13 protein-coding genes are annotated in these 14,172 nt (G+C 37.9%); 6 read left to right on the forward strand and 7 right to left on the reverse strand.

Going from position 1 to position 14,172, the window contains the following annotated elements:
• Positions 1 to 144: 144 nt before the first annotated feature.
• Together GN157_RS17010 and mtgA are read right to left on the reverse strand one after the other, a co-directional pair.
• A complete protein-coding gene (locus GN157_RS17010) occupies positions 145 to 1,098 on the reverse strand; it encodes a lipid A deacylase LpxR family protein (RefSeq protein ID WP_157484677.1) in 954 nt (317 codons plus the stop codon).
• Complete coding sequence (mtgA, locus tag GN157_RS17015) at positions 1,082 to 1,780, reverse strand: monofunctional biosynthetic peptidoglycan transglycosylase (RefSeq protein ID WP_157484678.1); 699 nt, start codon at positions 1,778 to 1,780, stop codon at positions 1,082 to 1,084. Before mtgA ends, GN157_RS17010 begins: the two co-directional genes overlap by 17 nt.
• 125 nt (positions 1,781 to 1,905) lie before the next feature.
• Between mtgA and GN157_RS17020 the strand changes: the two genes are divergently transcribed.
• The 3 genes from GN157_RS17020 (at position 1,906) to GN157_RS17030 (ending at position 4,463) form a co-directional block, all read left to right on the forward strand.
• Positions 1,906 to 3,390: a S41 family peptidase gene (locus tag GN157_RS17020; protein ID WP_157484679.1), complete on the forward strand. Its 1,485-nt coding sequence runs from the start codon at positions 1,906 to 1,908 to the stop codon at positions 3,388 to 3,390.
• Positions 3,387 to 3,602, forward strand: a complete 216-nt coding sequence (locus GN157_RS17025; RefSeq protein ID WP_157484680.1) for a hypothetical protein — start codon at positions 3,387 to 3,389, stop codon at positions 3,600 to 3,602. The genes GN157_RS17020 and GN157_RS17025 overlap by 4 nt, the downstream gene beginning before the upstream one ends.
• A gap of 84 nt (positions 3,603 to 3,686) precedes the next feature.
• Entirely contained in the window at positions 3,687 to 4,463 is a 777-nt protein-coding gene (locus GN157_RS17030) for a hypothetical protein (RefSeq protein ID WP_157484681.1), read from the forward strand.
• Here GN157_RS17030 and GN157_RS17035 read toward each other — a convergent pair.
• The gene (locus GN157_RS17035) at positions 4,460 to 5,572 is read right to left on the reverse strand and encodes an NAD(P)/FAD-dependent oxidoreductase (RefSeq protein WP_157484682.1); all 1,113 of its coding nucleotides are present in this window, start codon (positions 5,570 to 5,572) and stop codon (positions 4,460 to 4,462) included. The two genes, GN157_RS17030 and GN157_RS17035, sit on opposite strands and share 4 nt — an antisense overlap.
• 3 nt (positions 5,573 to 5,575) lie before the next feature.
• A complete protein-coding gene (locus GN157_RS17040) occupies positions 5,576 to 6,295 on the reverse strand; it encodes a DedA family protein (protein ID WP_157484683.1) in 720 nt (239 codons plus the stop codon).
• Between the two features lie 313 nt (positions 6,296 to 6,608).
• Between GN157_RS17040 and GN157_RS17045 the strand changes: the two genes are divergently transcribed.
• The 3 genes from GN157_RS17045 (at position 6,609) to GN157_RS17055 (ending at position 11,514) form a co-directional block, all read left to right on the forward strand.
• Complete coding sequence (locus GN157_RS17045) at positions 6,609 to 8,504, forward strand: S9 family peptidase (RefSeq protein WP_157484684.1); 1,896 nt, start codon at positions 6,609 to 6,611, stop codon at positions 8,502 to 8,504.
• A gap of 60 nt (positions 8,505 to 8,564) precedes the next feature.
• Positions 8,565 to 9,764, forward strand: coding sequence for a C1 family peptidase (locus GN157_RS17050; RefSeq protein WP_157484685.1), 1,200 nt, complete (start codon positions 8,565 to 8,567; stop codon positions 9,762 to 9,764).
• A 166-nt stretch (positions 9,765 to 9,930) separates the two neighbouring features.
• Positions 9,931 to 11,514, forward strand: a complete 1,584-nt coding sequence (locus tag GN157_RS17055; protein ID WP_157484686.1) for an FMN-binding glutamate synthase family protein — start codon at positions 9,931 to 9,933, stop codon at positions 11,512 to 11,514.
• 52 nt (positions 11,515 to 11,566) lie between these two features.
• Here GN157_RS17055 and GN157_RS17060 read toward each other — a convergent pair whose 3' ends face one another.
• The 3 genes from GN157_RS17060 to accC form a co-directional block, all read right to left on the reverse strand.
• Positions 11,567 to 12,019: a hypothetical protein gene (locus tag GN157_RS17060; protein WP_157484687.1), complete on the reverse strand. Its 453-nt coding sequence runs from the start codon at positions 12,017 to 12,019 to the stop codon at positions 11,567 to 11,569.
• A 195-nt stretch (positions 12,020 to 12,214) separates the two neighbouring features.
• Positions 12,215 to 12,583, reverse strand: coding sequence for a hypothetical protein (locus tag GN157_RS17065; RefSeq protein ID WP_157484688.1), 369 nt, complete (start codon positions 12,581 to 12,583; stop codon positions 12,215 to 12,217).
• A 171-nt stretch (positions 12,584 to 12,754) separates the two neighbouring features.
• Entirely contained in the window at positions 12,755 to 14,104 is a 1,350-nt protein-coding gene (gene accC / locus GN157_RS17070) for an acetyl-CoA carboxylase biotin carboxylase subunit (protein ID WP_035133360.1), read from the reverse strand.
• Positions 14,105 to 14,172 lie beyond the last annotated feature (68 nt).

Raw genomic sequence — 14,172 nt, forward strand, 5'->3', positions numbered from 1 at the left:
GCTCAATAAAAAAGGCTGTCTCAATCGTAATTATCGATTACGATTTGTCATTTTGACGTTAGGAAAAATCTCTTATAAATTTTATGAGATTCTTCACTTCACTACGTTACACTCAGAATGACAAACTTTGAGACAGCCTTTATATTATAATAAATATCCTATACCTATACGACCATAGTAATACCCCTGTATTACATTATTGGTAAGTTCTTTACCCTGATAATTAAACGAGAAAGAAAGGTTCCAGTTATTTTTGCGGTACATTACACCTGTTTCGGCAACAAAACGCCACGGTATAAGTGGAAACGTTACCGGACTGTCATCATTAAACAGACTCCCCTCTATGGTAGCATCATATACCTGATAGTTTAACTTAGGATTTATGAAGAAGAAAAACTCACGGCTTTCATCTCCCTGCTTTTTATCGTGACTCAATGTTGCCCCGTGCAATATAGATTCGTAAACCGGTTTTAAAAGCCGTTTAAAGCTGATACGCATCATAGGCCCGAAAGTAACTCCCGTAAAAATGGTTCCTGCCTGCCCTTTAGCCTGCAGGTGTAAATCAACCTTTTCATGAAACTGCTTAGCCAGTATTTTTTTAGAATAAAAAGCACCAATTTGTACTCCTACAGTAGTAGGTATTTGGTACTGCCACCCTCTTACCTTAGGATAATGAAAAATATGATGCAGTCCTTTCTGTAAATCTTCGGCAAGCGACTCTTTACCCACTATACCCACCTGAAAGTTCAGCTTTAAAACACTCTCACTCTTGTAAAAGGTATTAGTGCCAACTTCTCCAAAAAGGTATCCGGCAAAAGGCCTGTCGTGTACGTTGATATCCTCAGCTTTTACACTTTGTGGATTATACATGTACTGACCCGCTTTTACTTCGGCAATCAGTTTGGCTACCTTTCCGTTATCGGTATCAGCAAGCCAGCGGTAGTAAAATTCAATTCCGTTTGTATAGTAGCGGTCGTGTTTAAAGGAAGTATAAAGGTCGTTATCAGATATTAGCCCGATTTCTGCAGGAGCCTGAGCCCTGATGAAACCGCAACTTAACAGCATTACTGCTGCCAGTAATTTATTTCTTTTTCTCATTTGCGTTATAATCGAGTTGCACGTAGCGCATAAGCCTCACTATTTTCGCCTTTCTTCTGTTTATATACGCCGATGAATTTGTTGCTCTGTATTTTAGGGGGTTGGGTAATATTGCTGCGATTCCGGCAGCCTCATAAGCCGTTAGGTTTTTAGCATCTTTGCCATACCAGTGCTGTGCTGCAGCCTGCACGCCATACACACCGTCGCCCATTTCAATACTGTTAAGGTACACCTCCATAATGCGTTCTTTACTCCACAGAAGCTCTATAAGCATGGTAAAATAAGCTTCGAGCCCTTTCCTGAAATAGCTCCTGCCCTGCCATAAAAAAACGTTTTTGGCAGTTTGCTGGCTAATGGTACTTCCGCCTTTTAGCTTTTTGCCTTTTTTGTTACTTTCATAGGCCTTTTGCATAGCTTCAAAGTTAAAGCCGTTGTGATCTAAAAAGGTATCGTCTTCACTGGCTATAACTGCCTTTTGCATGTTTACCGAAATCTCATCGATAGAAACCCAGTCGTGACTGGAGTGCATTTCGTTACCGTTTGCCTTTTGCTCAAAAGCACGTATAACCATTAATGGGGTACACGGCACCGGAACAAAACGGAACAGTAAAACAGATAATACTGATATAGCGACAAACCAAAGACATAATTTAAAAAGGAAGCGGAATATTTTTCGCATCATGTAGGTAATAGTAAGTTTGATTGATATAGCGAAATTACAAATTAGTTAGATACTAAAACAAACATGCTAAACGAATTACAAAACAAATAACACTAATTGACTATATTTGAAGAAACACACCTGAAATGAAAAAACTATTGTTCTTTATACTATTTATTACCGCCTGCTCAAAAACAAAAAATACAACTGAAGGTTTTTCAAACCTTGATCTTCCCAAATATTCAAAAACAGCTCTTGAAAAAGACTTTCTTCTTTTAATAAACAGTCTAAAAGAAGCACATACCGGTCTTTACTGGTACAACACTCCCATAAAGTTTGACAGTATTGTACAACTACAACAATCTAAGCTAAAAGACAGTCTTAACAGTTTGGAGTTTTACAATATTATAGCACCTATAATTGCGTACACAAAAGAAGATCATTGCGATATCAGTCTTCCTCCGGATGCATCTACTTATCTGACAGAAAAAGGAAAATTCATTCCAATAAATGTAATAGTACTCAATAAAAAAACATTTATACTTAATAATCCTCATGCAAAAACAAATATTAAAGGTTGGCAATTACTCGAAATAAACGGATTAAAAACAGAAGCTATTTATAGGAAAATTTTTCAAACCTTTGCTTCAGACGGTTTTATAGAAATCTCAAAATACCGATTCATGGATATGTATCGCCTAAGTTTAGAATATGCAAAAACCATATCCCAGCCAGACTACTTTAACATTAAAGTAAAAAACCCTGACACAGGCCAGGAAAAACAACTGGTTTTAAAAGCCTGTAACTACAAAAAGCTGGCAGAAATAAGAAAAAAACTAAAACAGGAAAGCATTCTCAAAATACCCCAAGAACCGGCTTCTATATCTATAAATAACAATACAGCTTTACTCACCGTAAACAGCTTTAGCTCTGACAATTTTGAGGAAGCAGGTATAAGCTTTGAAACATTTATTAAAGATGCCTTTTTAAAAATTGAAAAGTCGGGAGTTAAGAACCTTATTATAGATATGAGGGAAAATGGCGGCGGAACAGAAGGTAATGAAGACTTTCTTTTCTCTTTTCTTACTAACAAGCCTTATAACAAATATAAATATGTACAAGCCTCTGCTTTCTCTTATTCTTTTTATCAATACACAGATTATAACTTAGAGGACGATTACAAAGAACTTGAAGCCGATTTAAAGGAAGAACATTATAAAGCTGAAGATGGTAGGATTTTAAGAAAACCAGGAATACAAGCTATTGAACCTCTTAAAAAAAATGCTTTTCACGGAAACATTTTTATTCTAACAAGCGGGTGGACCTACTCGGGTGGAGCAGAATTTTCCAGTCTTATGCGTGAACATACCAACGCTATCTTTATAGGTGAAGAAACAGGCGGCTGTTTTTACGGAAATACAAGCGGATATATTTTCGAGTTAACACTGCCCAATACTAAAACATTAATCGACATACCTATTCTGAAATTTGTGCTCGATGTTAACAAAAACATTCCACAAGGAAGAGGAGTATTACCTGACTATGAGGTTGAGCCAACTATAAAAGAATTTTTAGAAGGAAAAGATATACCGATGGAGTTTACTAAAAAACTGATTTTAAAAACATCATGAAAAAAACAACTCTGCCTGATATCGTCTATTCTTTAAATAAAATCATTATGAAGAAAAAAATATTGCTCTTCATACTACTTACACAAAGTCTTTTATCGTTTGCTCAAATAGACCTTAAAAAAATATCTATTGTAGATAGTTTCAGATGTTACGATTTCTCTGAAGAGGCTCTTCACTTTTATTTTGACCTGACAGAGGTAAAAAACTCATAGTACACTTATCATTTTCGATATAAAAAAAGCACTCAAATAATAGACATTTACAGCAACGATACATTAAATTTTCAGGGTTTTGTAATGAATGTTGCTGCTCAGATTAAAAACAGGAAAGGTTATGATTACAATTATGACTACTGTTTTGAGAAACTACAGCTAAAAGACAGTATTGCTACAAGTGCAGGTAAACTTATATTAAACAAAATCTACAGCTCTCCAAACAGTAATGATATTGAGCAATGGGAGCACAATTGGCTTGATTGCGGAAGATCACATTTTAACCTAAAACAGGTAGACGAATATAAAACAAAAAAATATAGTTGTTACACACAACAACCTTCAACAGTTAAAGACATAGCTAACATAAAATCGGCCATAAGTCAGTTAGACAGCACAATTAATTCGCAGGAAGATTTTTTCAGCAATTTTAGAAACAAACTGGAAAAAGGTAAAAGCTATTATTTAGGTTTCTCGATAATGTACAAAATGTCTGAAAAAGAAACACAACAGCTTGAAGAAAATAAACCTCAAAGAGAGTATCTTTTTTCAATGAAAGAACAAATTGACAACTCCCTTAAAGAGCAGCTTTATGAAATATATGATGGAGCGTATTTTAATGAATGCTACTGTAATTATACTTTCTCTTTTTCAAAAAAAGGGAAACTAAAAAGCTTAAAAGCAAATCATGAAAACTTTATATCCCGCCTCTTCAATAAAGATAAAAGAAAACATTATAAAGAAGCCAAAAAATTGCTTAAGAAACTAAATCTTAGCGACTTAAAATTAAGACACGGATTTACAAGAAGTATACATTTCTATGAAAAAGGATACAACATCCATGATTACACTATATATTAAACCAAATCGGCCAGTTCTGTACCAATCATACTGCCTATAGCCACACCCATACCGCTAAGCCTCACGCCACAGTATACATGTTGTGACACCTGCTCTACTATTGGTTTTTTATGGCTGCCCATTCCCATAATACCACTCCAGCGATGAGCAATTTTAAAATCGGTTTCAGGCAAAATAACCTCACGAAGCAGTTGTTCCAGCCTGTTTTGTATCAGTTCGGTTTCACCAAATTCTATAGTGGTTTCCCCTTCAAAGTCAAGGTTACGGGCCCCGCCAAAAAGAATTCGGTTTTCAATATTCCTAAAATAATAATACCCTTTATCCATATGGAAAGTACCGCGAATATCCAGGTTAGGGATAGGCTCTGTAATAAGTACCTGTGCCCTTGCCGGCCTTACGGCTTTATTGGTAAGCTCTTCGGCAAAACCATTGGTAGCAAAAAGAAGTTTTTTAGTATTGAATGCAAACCCGCCAATATTTACCTGGACATGGTCGGTTTGCTCATGCCATCCGGTTACAGCATGGCTGTTAAGCACATGAATATTGTGGGCAGTAGCCTGCTTTAGTAAAGCCTGCATCATATTACCCGTATCCACCTGTCCTTCAAACGGATTAAAAACAAGATATTCCTGTACCCCTTTAAAGGCAAAACGATCTATCTCTTTATTAAATACTTCCGACTTAAATAACGGACGAAGTACATCGTTCACAAACGGCAGTTTGCGAAGACATTCTTCATAACCATCACTATTATCTTCCAGGAAAAGCTCATACCCGCCAAAAGGTTTATAATCCAAAACATTATCCCCAAGTCGCCTTCTAAGCAGTTTGAGTCCGTTCCAGCGTTTATGGACCAGGTTTATAACCTCCTCTTCGGTATGTGTATTGAGATCTTCAATAATTTCGGATATACTGCCAAAGCAGGCAAATCCGGCATTTTTAGTACTAGCCCCCTGTGGCAAAGGCCCTTTTTCCAGCACCAGTATCTTGCTGTCGGGAAAACGTTCACGAAGACGAAGTGCAGTGTGTAGCCCAACAAGGCCACTTCCCACCACGGTATAGTCTACACCCGTGTACCAGTTTTTAATTTCCCAATAGCTAAGATTCATATTTTAAAAATGCCCGTGCTTTTCGGCCTCCTCTTTAGCTTCTTCTTCGGTAACCTTTTTACCTTTAAGAGCGTTAAGGATTAACGGCACCGTAGTCACGGCAACTATAATTAATATAATATATTCAATATACAATTTAAGATCAATACCCAGTTTACTAAGGAAAAGCTCATACAGGTAGTGCCCTGCGAATATAAGCGTAAACGCCCAAAGTATAGAACTTATGATATTGTACAGCATAAATTTTTTATGCTCCATTTTCACTATACCTGCAATGATAGGTGCAAACGTCCTGATGATAGGGAAGAAACGGGCAAAGATAATAGCCCTTCCGCCGTGCTTTTCAAAAAAGTCGTGCGACTGGATAAGGTATTTCTTTTTAAACCAGAAAGTATCTTTCTTATTGTACAGGAAGTTTCCGCTTTTAGCACCAAACCAGTACCCAAAGGTATTTCCTACAATACCGGCACAGGCTACTAATAATGCTAAAACTAAAACATTTAAAAAATCACCTTCTAAATAAACCAGCGAACGCATAAGTTCTGTACTGTAAATACCGGCAAGGAACAAAAGGCTGTCCCCCGGAAGGAAGAACCCGGCAAAAAGTCCGGTTTCGGCAAAAATGATAAACAATACAACGTAAATACCTACGGCAACACCGCCAACTTCAAGGTTAATGTAAAATTCCGGGTTTAATAACTGCGTCCAGTGGAAACTGTCCATATCTCTTTTTAATTAAATATCGTGTTGGTAAAATAAGCACTAAAAAGTGCCTCTATGCAAAGGCAAAAAACAGCAGATTATTTATCAAAAATCATACCCTGGCATGCCTTTAATTTTAAGTTTGTGAAATTAGCTATATTTTTTTAATCATTGGTTCTCTTATTGTTTTTAAATAGTTCTTTTACGCTTTTTTCAAACATTTAACAGCAACTGGTATTCTTTATTGTTTCCCTAACAAAAAAACAGCTGTTTTTATAAATTTTTGCTATTAAATAAATTCACTACTTTTAAGGCCGTTTAACATAGATTTTAGATGAAAAAGCTACTTATTTTAACCTTGAGTATTATGGGATTATCTGCTTCGGCACAACACATGACTCCCGAACTGCTTTGGAAACTGGGAAGGGTTAGCGCCCTTGGCATTACCAAAGACGGAAAAAACATAGTTTATAAAGTAACCGTACCATCGGTTGAGGAAAACAAGTTTGACTCCAAGTTTTACAGTATACCTGTAAACGGAGGCAATGCTACCGAAGTGGAAGATTACAAAAACCTGCTTAAAGACCGTAACCTGTCGCCAGACGGAAAGTACCTTTTAAGCAGCCAGGAAATTAAGGTTGAAAAAGTTAACGGAGGCGACTACTACCCTGAACTGGACAAGTCTACCGTACAAATATATGACGGACTGGATTACCGCCACTGGGATACCTGGAACGAAGGAAAACACAACCATGTAGGCTACAGCCCGGTAAATGACACTGACAATTTTACCGACATCATGAAAGATGAGCCCTATGATTCTCCTCAAAAACCATTTGGTGGCGAGGAAGATTACACATGGACTCCGGAGGGTAACATTGTTTATGTCTCTAAAAAGAAAGCAGGTACAGCTTATGCTACCAGTACAAATACTGATTTGTATGAGTACAACCTTTCTTCAAAAACCACAAAGAACTTAACTCCTAATAATCCGGGCTATGATACTCAGCCGGCATTTTCACCACAGGGCGACCTTACCTGGTTACAAATGAAGCGTGACGGTTATGAAGCCGATAAGAACGACATTATTGTTCGCCATAAAGGAATGGACATTAACCTTACTGCCGGATGGGACGGAACTGTAGATTCGTTTACCTGGAGTGAAGACGGTAAAAAGGTTTATTTCCTTGCTCCTATTGACGGAACAAAACAATTATTTGAGGTTAACTTCCCGGGGCTTACTAAAATAGCTATCAGAGTAACTCAGTTAACAGACGGGTATTGGGATGTAAACAGCGTTGTAGGTTTTTCCGGCAGAAACATTATCGTAATGCGATCTGACATGAACCATGCAAACGAGATTTACAGCTTTGACCTTAAAAAAGAAAACTGGAATCAGCTTTCTCACGTTAACGATGCTGCTTACGCCACAATTAAACTAAGCAAAACAGAAAAGAGATATGTTACCACTACCGATGGCAAAAAGATGTTGGTATGGGTAATACTTCCGCCTGATTTTGATGCTTCTAAAAAATACCCTACCCTACTTTACTGTCAGGGTGGTCCACAATCGGCACTATCACAGTTTTACTCTTTCCGTTGGAACTTCCAGGTTATGGCAGCACAGGGATACATCATTGTTGCTCCTAACAGAAGAGGTATGCCGGGTCATGGTGTAGAATGGAATGAAGCCATCAGTAAAGACTGGGGCGGACAGGTAATGAACGATTACCTTTCGGCTATTGACGATGTAGCTAAAGAATCTTATGTTGATAAAGCACGACTTGGAGCTATAGGTGCCAGCTATGGGGGATACTCTGTATTCTACCTTGCCGGAAACCATAACAAGCGCTTTAAAACCTTTATTGCACACGACGGTGTATTTAACCTTCAAAGCATGTATGGCACTACCGAAGAGGTATTTTTTACCAACTGGGACGGTGGCGGACCATACTGGGAAAAAGACAACGCTGTTGCTCAAAAAACTTATACTCAGTTTAACCCTATAAATTATGTGGATAAATGGGATACTCCAATTCTTATTTTCCAGGGTGATAAAGATTTCAGGGTTCCTATAGGGCAGGGTCAGGAAGCTTTCCAGGCAGCACAGCTACGCGGTATTAAAAGCCGTTTTGTAATGTTTCCGGATGAGAACCACTGGGTACTTAAACCTCAAAACGGAATGGTATGGCAAAGAGAGTTCTTTAAATGGCTTAAAGAAACTTTGTAATACCTGTAACATTTAAGTACTTTTAGCGACTATTTTGAAAACTATATAATTAATACTACTATGCATAAATTTTCAGTTAAACCATTTCTTGCAGCAACTATGCTGTTGGCAGGTGTTCATGCCGGTTTTGCACAAGACTACCTGGTTAACTCTTTAAAGAACAACCAGAGTGCAAACAGTAAGGATTCGTTTGAATTTACCGAAGTAATAAACATTGAAAACACTCCTGTAAAAAGTCAGGGGTCATCAGGTACCTGCTGGAGTTATTCGGCAAACTCATTCATCGAGTCAGAAATGATAAGAATGGGTAAAGAGCCTATCGAAATCTCTCAGATATATACAGCACGTAATGCTTATATCGAAAAAGGTAAAAACTATGTGCGCATGCACGGTGCTATCACTTTAGGTGACGGTGGTGCTTTACACGATGTAATAAACATGTACCGTCAGTATGGTGCTTTACCACAAAGCGAATATACAGGACTTAATTATGGTACAAAAAGTAACCGATTTGCAGAAATGCAAACAATGGCACAAGGTCTTCTTGAAGCTGTTGTAAAAAACCCTAACGGACAACTTACTCCAAACTGGATTAAAGCCTACACTGCTGTTATCGACTCTTACCTTGGTGAAGTTCCTGAAACATTTAAGTACAAAGGAAAAACCTACACTCCGCAAACTTTTGCTAAAGAAGTTGTAGGCATCAATGCCGATGATTATGTAGAGATCTCTTCTTTCAAAGAGCATCCTTACTACACTAAGTTCACGCTTATGGTACCGGATAACTGGTCTCTTGATCAGGTATACAACGTTAAGATGAATGAGCTTACAGACATTATTGACAATGCTCTTAAAAAAGGTTACTCTGTAGCTTGGGCCGGTGATGTTAGTGAAAAAGGATTTAGCTGGACTAACGGTGTAGCCTATATCCCTGCAAAAGACTACAAAGAAATGAACCCACAGGAAAAAGAGGCTATCTTTAAAGGTCCTCAACCTGAAATGGAAATCACTGAAGATCTTCGCCAGGAAGCTTTTGACAACTACAACACTACTGATGATCACGGTATGCACATTGTAGGTATTACTAAAGACCAAAACGGTAAAGAGTACTACATTATCAAAAACTCATGGGGTGCTACAAACGATTACCAGGGATATATGTACATGACTAAAAACTTTGTGAAGTACAAAACCACTGCTATTCTTTTACACAAAGGTGGTGTTCCTTCATCTATTGCTAAAAAATTAGACATCAAATAAACCTAACAGGTTTTTCTGCAATACAACCCCGAAGCTCATGGCTTCGGGGTTTTTGTTTATAATAAATTCAAATTAATAAAACCTAACAAATACAGGGCTTAAAGTTATATCTTTACTATGCTTAAAAAAGCAATTACTGCATTCAACTAAAAAAACATTATTATTTATGAGAAAGATATTTCTTATATTCTGCGTTACATCATTATCAATTATCGCCCTGCTTACCTACATTGAATGGAAATCCATTTTACTGCTGTTAATATTCCTTCCGTTAATATTTATGGGTTTATATGACATGTACCAATCAAAAAAAACCATTCGAAGAAACTTTCCGTTACTGGGCCGCCTTCGTTATGTACTGGAATCCATAGGACCAGAAATGCGTCAGTATTTTATAGAAACCGATCTTGAAGGAAAACCTTTTAACCGACTGCAACGCAGCCTGGTTTACCAACGCAGTAAAAAAGAACTGGACACCATGCCTTTTGGTACTCAGCTTAACATTTACGACGTAGGTTACCAATGGATAAACCACAGTATAAAAGCTATACCTTTTGCAGATATTAACTTTAATCCAAGAGTTATAATAGGTTCATCACAATGTGAGCAACCTTATTCGGCAAGTCTTTATAACATTAGCGCCATGAGTTATGGCTCTCTTAGCAAAAATGCTATACTTGCCCTTAATGCCGGAGCAAAAATTGGCGGATTTTACCACAATACAGGCGAAGGCGGATTATCACCTTACCACTTAAAGGAAGGCGGCGATTTGGTTTGGAATATCGGCACAGGATACTTTAGCTGTCGTGACCACGACGGTAAATTCAGTTATGATGAATATGCCAAACGAGCCGTTATGGATTCGGTTAAAATGATCGAGATAAAATTCTCTCAGGGCGCTAAGCCGGGACACGGTGGTATACTCCCTAAAGAAAAAGTTACCGATGAAATTGCAGCCATAAGGATTGTAAAAAAAGGACAGGACATTGTATCTCCACCCTACCATTCGGCTTTTACCAATCCGTTAGAACTTATGGACTTTGTAAAGTTGCTTCGTAAAGGTTCGGGTGGAAAACCGGTTGGGATGAAAATCTGTATAGGTAACAAATCAGAGTTTATAGCTATTTGTAAGGCTATGGTTGAAACCCAAACCTACCTTGACTTTATAACGGTTGATGGTGGCGAAGGCGGAACAGGTGCTGCTCCACAGGAATATTCTGACCATGTAGGAATGCCACTACGTGATGCCCTTGCTTTTGTTTATGACTGTCTTGTAGGCTTTGGTATTAAAGACGAGATAAAAATTATTTGCAGTGGAAAAATTGTAAGCGGATTTGATATTGTTAAAACACTGGCTACAGGAGCCGACCTTTGTAACTCTGCCCGAGGGATGATGTTTGCCCTTGGCTGTATACAGGCACTGGAATGCCATGCCAACACCTGCCCTACAGGTATTGCCACCCAAGATCCTACACTTGTTAAGGGACTTGTACCACAAGAGAAAAAAATACGTGTAGCACGCTTTCAGGAAGAAACCGTAAAAAGCGCCATGGAACTTATGGCATCTGCCGGATTAAGGCATCCTGACGAAGTAGGCAGAAGCGCCGTAAGTATGCGAGTAGACCGAATTAAGATAGAAACCTTTGAAGAAACCTACCCTGAGCTTAATAGAGGCTGTTTACTGGACGAATCTACCGTGCCGCAGTCATTTATACATTTTTGGAAAAGAGCATCAGCAGAAAGCTTTTAAACTAAAAAGCCCCTGAGAAAATTCAGGGGCTTTTTTATCTACTTTTATACCGTTAAGCAGCTTGTTTTACCACTTTAAGACTAGAACCTGAGCTTGAATACCTTGAATGCCTTTTTACAGACATTTCAACAAATTTCTTGGCATCCTTCTTATTATCTGAAGAAACCCTTAATTTAAGGTCTTCGCCATCTCTCATTTTTACAAGAACATAGTAGCTCTTTTCACTCATGGCAACTGTAAATACAGAAATACCAATAGCTACAAATGAAAGTAAAAAGAACATAGATGTATCAAGCATTTTACGCTGCATATACAACAAAACAAAAATACTTGTTGGCATCAATGCCCACATAATCGATTTTAAATCGGTGTTCATACCGAATTTAATTTTTTTCACTTCTTTAAATTCAATCTCATTCTCTCTGTGAGCAGAGGCAAGAACGATTTTGTCATTAAAGAGCTTGCCACAACTGTTATTAAACAAGGGCATCTCTAACTTTTTCATAGGTTTTTTTGGTTTTAATTTTTCTTTTTCGCCTACAAAATTAACACCTAATGGTCAAAAAACCCTAATAGATTCTTAAGGTTTATATAACATATAAAATAAAATTAAATAATAAATTACGCGAAGCCCTTATTTACCTTAGCTTCTCACTCTTTTCAATTAAATTTTAAATATGTTAAATTTTTGTTAAATTTATTATTTTAACGCCTCTTTGTACGCGCGTGCGTTGGCAGAACGGTTAGCAATATAAATTTTATACTGTGTCTCATTTAAAACCGACTTCAATTTTTTATCTCTGTCCTCATCATAAGACTTTTTTTTCTTAGCTCTCTGTACCGCAGTAGCACCCGGATTTTCATCTAGCTTTTTAAGATAATCTTTATTGATTGCTAACACCTGCGTGTATTGATTATCATTAAGTGATAACTGAGATTTCATGTGGGTAGTAACCTTAGTCGCTCCTTCAGCAACTTTATCCTGAGCATTAGCAGTTACACAAAACAGTAAAGCAAGAACTAGTGTACTAACAAGGTTTTTTACCCTGCCCGTTAATTTTTTAGTCATGGTTGGAGTATATTTATAGTTAATGATGCAACTAATATAATAAGAAAACATTCTTAAGAAAAAACCCCTCGATTAAGAGATTGATTTTCCCGATGAGTTGCTTTAAAAATAGATAAACATTAAATAAAAAAGCCCCGCTAATAAGCGGGGCTTGTAAAATATGGCTATAGCTTATTGCTTAGGCTCATTCATTTTAAAAGTCTCCATAAACTTAGTGGTATAATCACCTTCTACATAGGCTTGCTCATCCATAAGTTGTCTGTGGAAAGGAATGGTAGTTTTAATACCTTCGATTACGAACTCATCTAATGCACGCTTCATTTTGTTTATAGCTTCTTCCCTTGTTTGGGCAGTAGTTATAAGCTTAGCGATCATAGAGTCATAGTTTGGCGGAATAGTATACCCTGAGTAAACGTGAGTATCTAAACGTACACCGTGACCTCCAGGCATGTGCAGGGTAGTAATTTTACCCGGCGACGGCCTAAAGTCGTTATAAGGATCTTCTGCATTAATACGACACTCGATAGAGTGAAGTTGCGGAAGATAGTTTTTACCTGAAATTGGCACACCTGCAGCTACTAAAATCTGCTCACGGATAAGGTCATAATCAATAACCTGCTCTGTAATAGGGTGCTCTACCTGAATACGCGTGTTCATTTCCATGAAATAGAAATTCCTGTGCTTGTCCACAAGGAACTCAACCGTACCGGCACCTTCATATTTAATAAATTCGGCAGCTTTAACAGCAGCATCACCCATTGCCTGACGAAGCTCATCTGTCATAAATGGAGACGGAGTTTCTTCAGTAAGTTTCTGGTGACGTCTTTGTACTGAACAGTCTCTTTCAGAAAGGTGACACGCCTTTCCGTAAGAATCGCCCACTACCTGGATTTCAATGTGTCTTGGCTCTTCGATAAGTTTTTCCATGTACATACCGTCGTTACCAAAAGCAGCACCGGCTTCCTGCCTTGCGCTTTCCCATGCTTTCAACAGGTCTTCAGCTTTCCAAACAGCCCTCATACCTTTACCACCACCACCGGCAGTAGCTTTAAGCATTACCGGGTAACCAAATTCTTTGGCTAGCATATCTGCCTGCTCAAAAGACTCTAATAATCCGTCTGATCCCGGTACACAAGGTACACCTGCCGCTTTCATTGTAGCTTTTGCAGTAGCCTTATCTCCCATTTTTTCAATCATCTCAGGAGAGGCACCGATAAATTTAATACCGTGCTCCTGACATATTTTAGAGAACTTAGCATTCTCTGAAAGGAAACCGTATCCAGGGTGTATTGCATCTGCATTTGTAATTTCTGCAGCAGCAATAATATTAGACATTTTAAGATATGATAAATTACTTGGAGCCGGACCTATACATACAGCCTCATCAGCAAATTTTACGTGAAGGCTTTCTGCATCGGCAGTAGAATACACGGCCACAGTCTTGATCCCCATTTCCCTGCAGGTTCTAATTACACGTAGTGCAATCTCTCCCCTGTTTGCAATTAATATTTTTTTAAACATTGCTTGAGATTTTTTATTTGAACTGTATATTTTAAATAAAGCAAATGAGGATGTTACTCCTCATTTAG

The sequence above is a fragment of the Flavobacterium rakeshii genome (genome assembly GCF_009741375.1).
In the GTDB taxonomy this organism is placed as follows: domain Bacteria; phylum Bacteroidota; class Bacteroidia; order Flavobacteriales; family Flavobacteriaceae; genus Flavobacterium; species Flavobacterium rakeshii.

Coding starts and splice junctions, on each gene's coding strand:
- GN157_RS17010 (WP_157484677.1), bottom strand. CDS start 1,098: ATGAGAAAAAGAAATAAATTACTGGCAGCAGTAATGCTGTTAAGTTGC.
- mtgA (WP_157484678.1), bottom strand. CDS start 1,780: ATGATGCGAAAAATATTCCGCTTCCTTTTTAAATTATGTCTTTGGTTT.
- GN157_RS17020 (WP_157484679.1), top strand. CDS start 1,906: ATGAAAAAACTATTGTTCTTTATACTATTTATTACCGCCTGCTCAAAA.
- GN157_RS17025 (WP_157484680.1), top strand. CDS start 3,387: ATGAAAAAAACAACTCTGCCTGATATCGTCTATTCTTTAAATAAAATC.
- GN157_RS17030 (WP_157484681.1), top strand. CDS start 3,687: ATGAATGTTGCTGCTCAGATTAAAAACAGGAAAGGTTATGATTACAAT.
- GN157_RS17035 (WP_157484682.1), bottom strand. CDS start 5,572: ATGAATCTTAGCTATTGGGAAATTAAAAACTGGTACACGGGTGTAGAC.
- GN157_RS17040 (WP_157484683.1), bottom strand. CDS start 6,295: ATGGACAGTTTCCACTGGACGCAGTTATTAAACCCGGAATTTTACATT.
- GN157_RS17045 (WP_157484684.1), top strand. CDS start 6,609: ATGAAAAAGCTACTTATTTTAACCTTGAGTATTATGGGATTATCTGCT.
- GN157_RS17050 (WP_157484685.1), top strand. CDS start 8,565: ATGCATAAATTTTCAGTTAAACCATTTCTTGCAGCAACTATGCTGTTG.
- GN157_RS17055 (WP_157484686.1), top strand. CDS start 9,931: ATGAGAAAGATATTTCTTATATTCTGCGTTACATCATTATCAATTATC.
- GN157_RS17060 (WP_157484687.1), bottom strand. CDS start 12,019: ATGAAAAAGTTAGAGATGCCCTTGTTTAATAACAGTTGTGGCAAGCTC.
- GN157_RS17065 (WP_157484688.1), bottom strand. CDS start 12,583: ATGACTAAAAAATTAACGGGCAGGGTAAAAAACCTTGTTAGTACACTA.
- accC (WP_035133360.1), bottom strand. CDS start 14,104: ATGTTTAAAAAAATATTAATTGCAAACAGGGGAGAGATTGCACTACGT.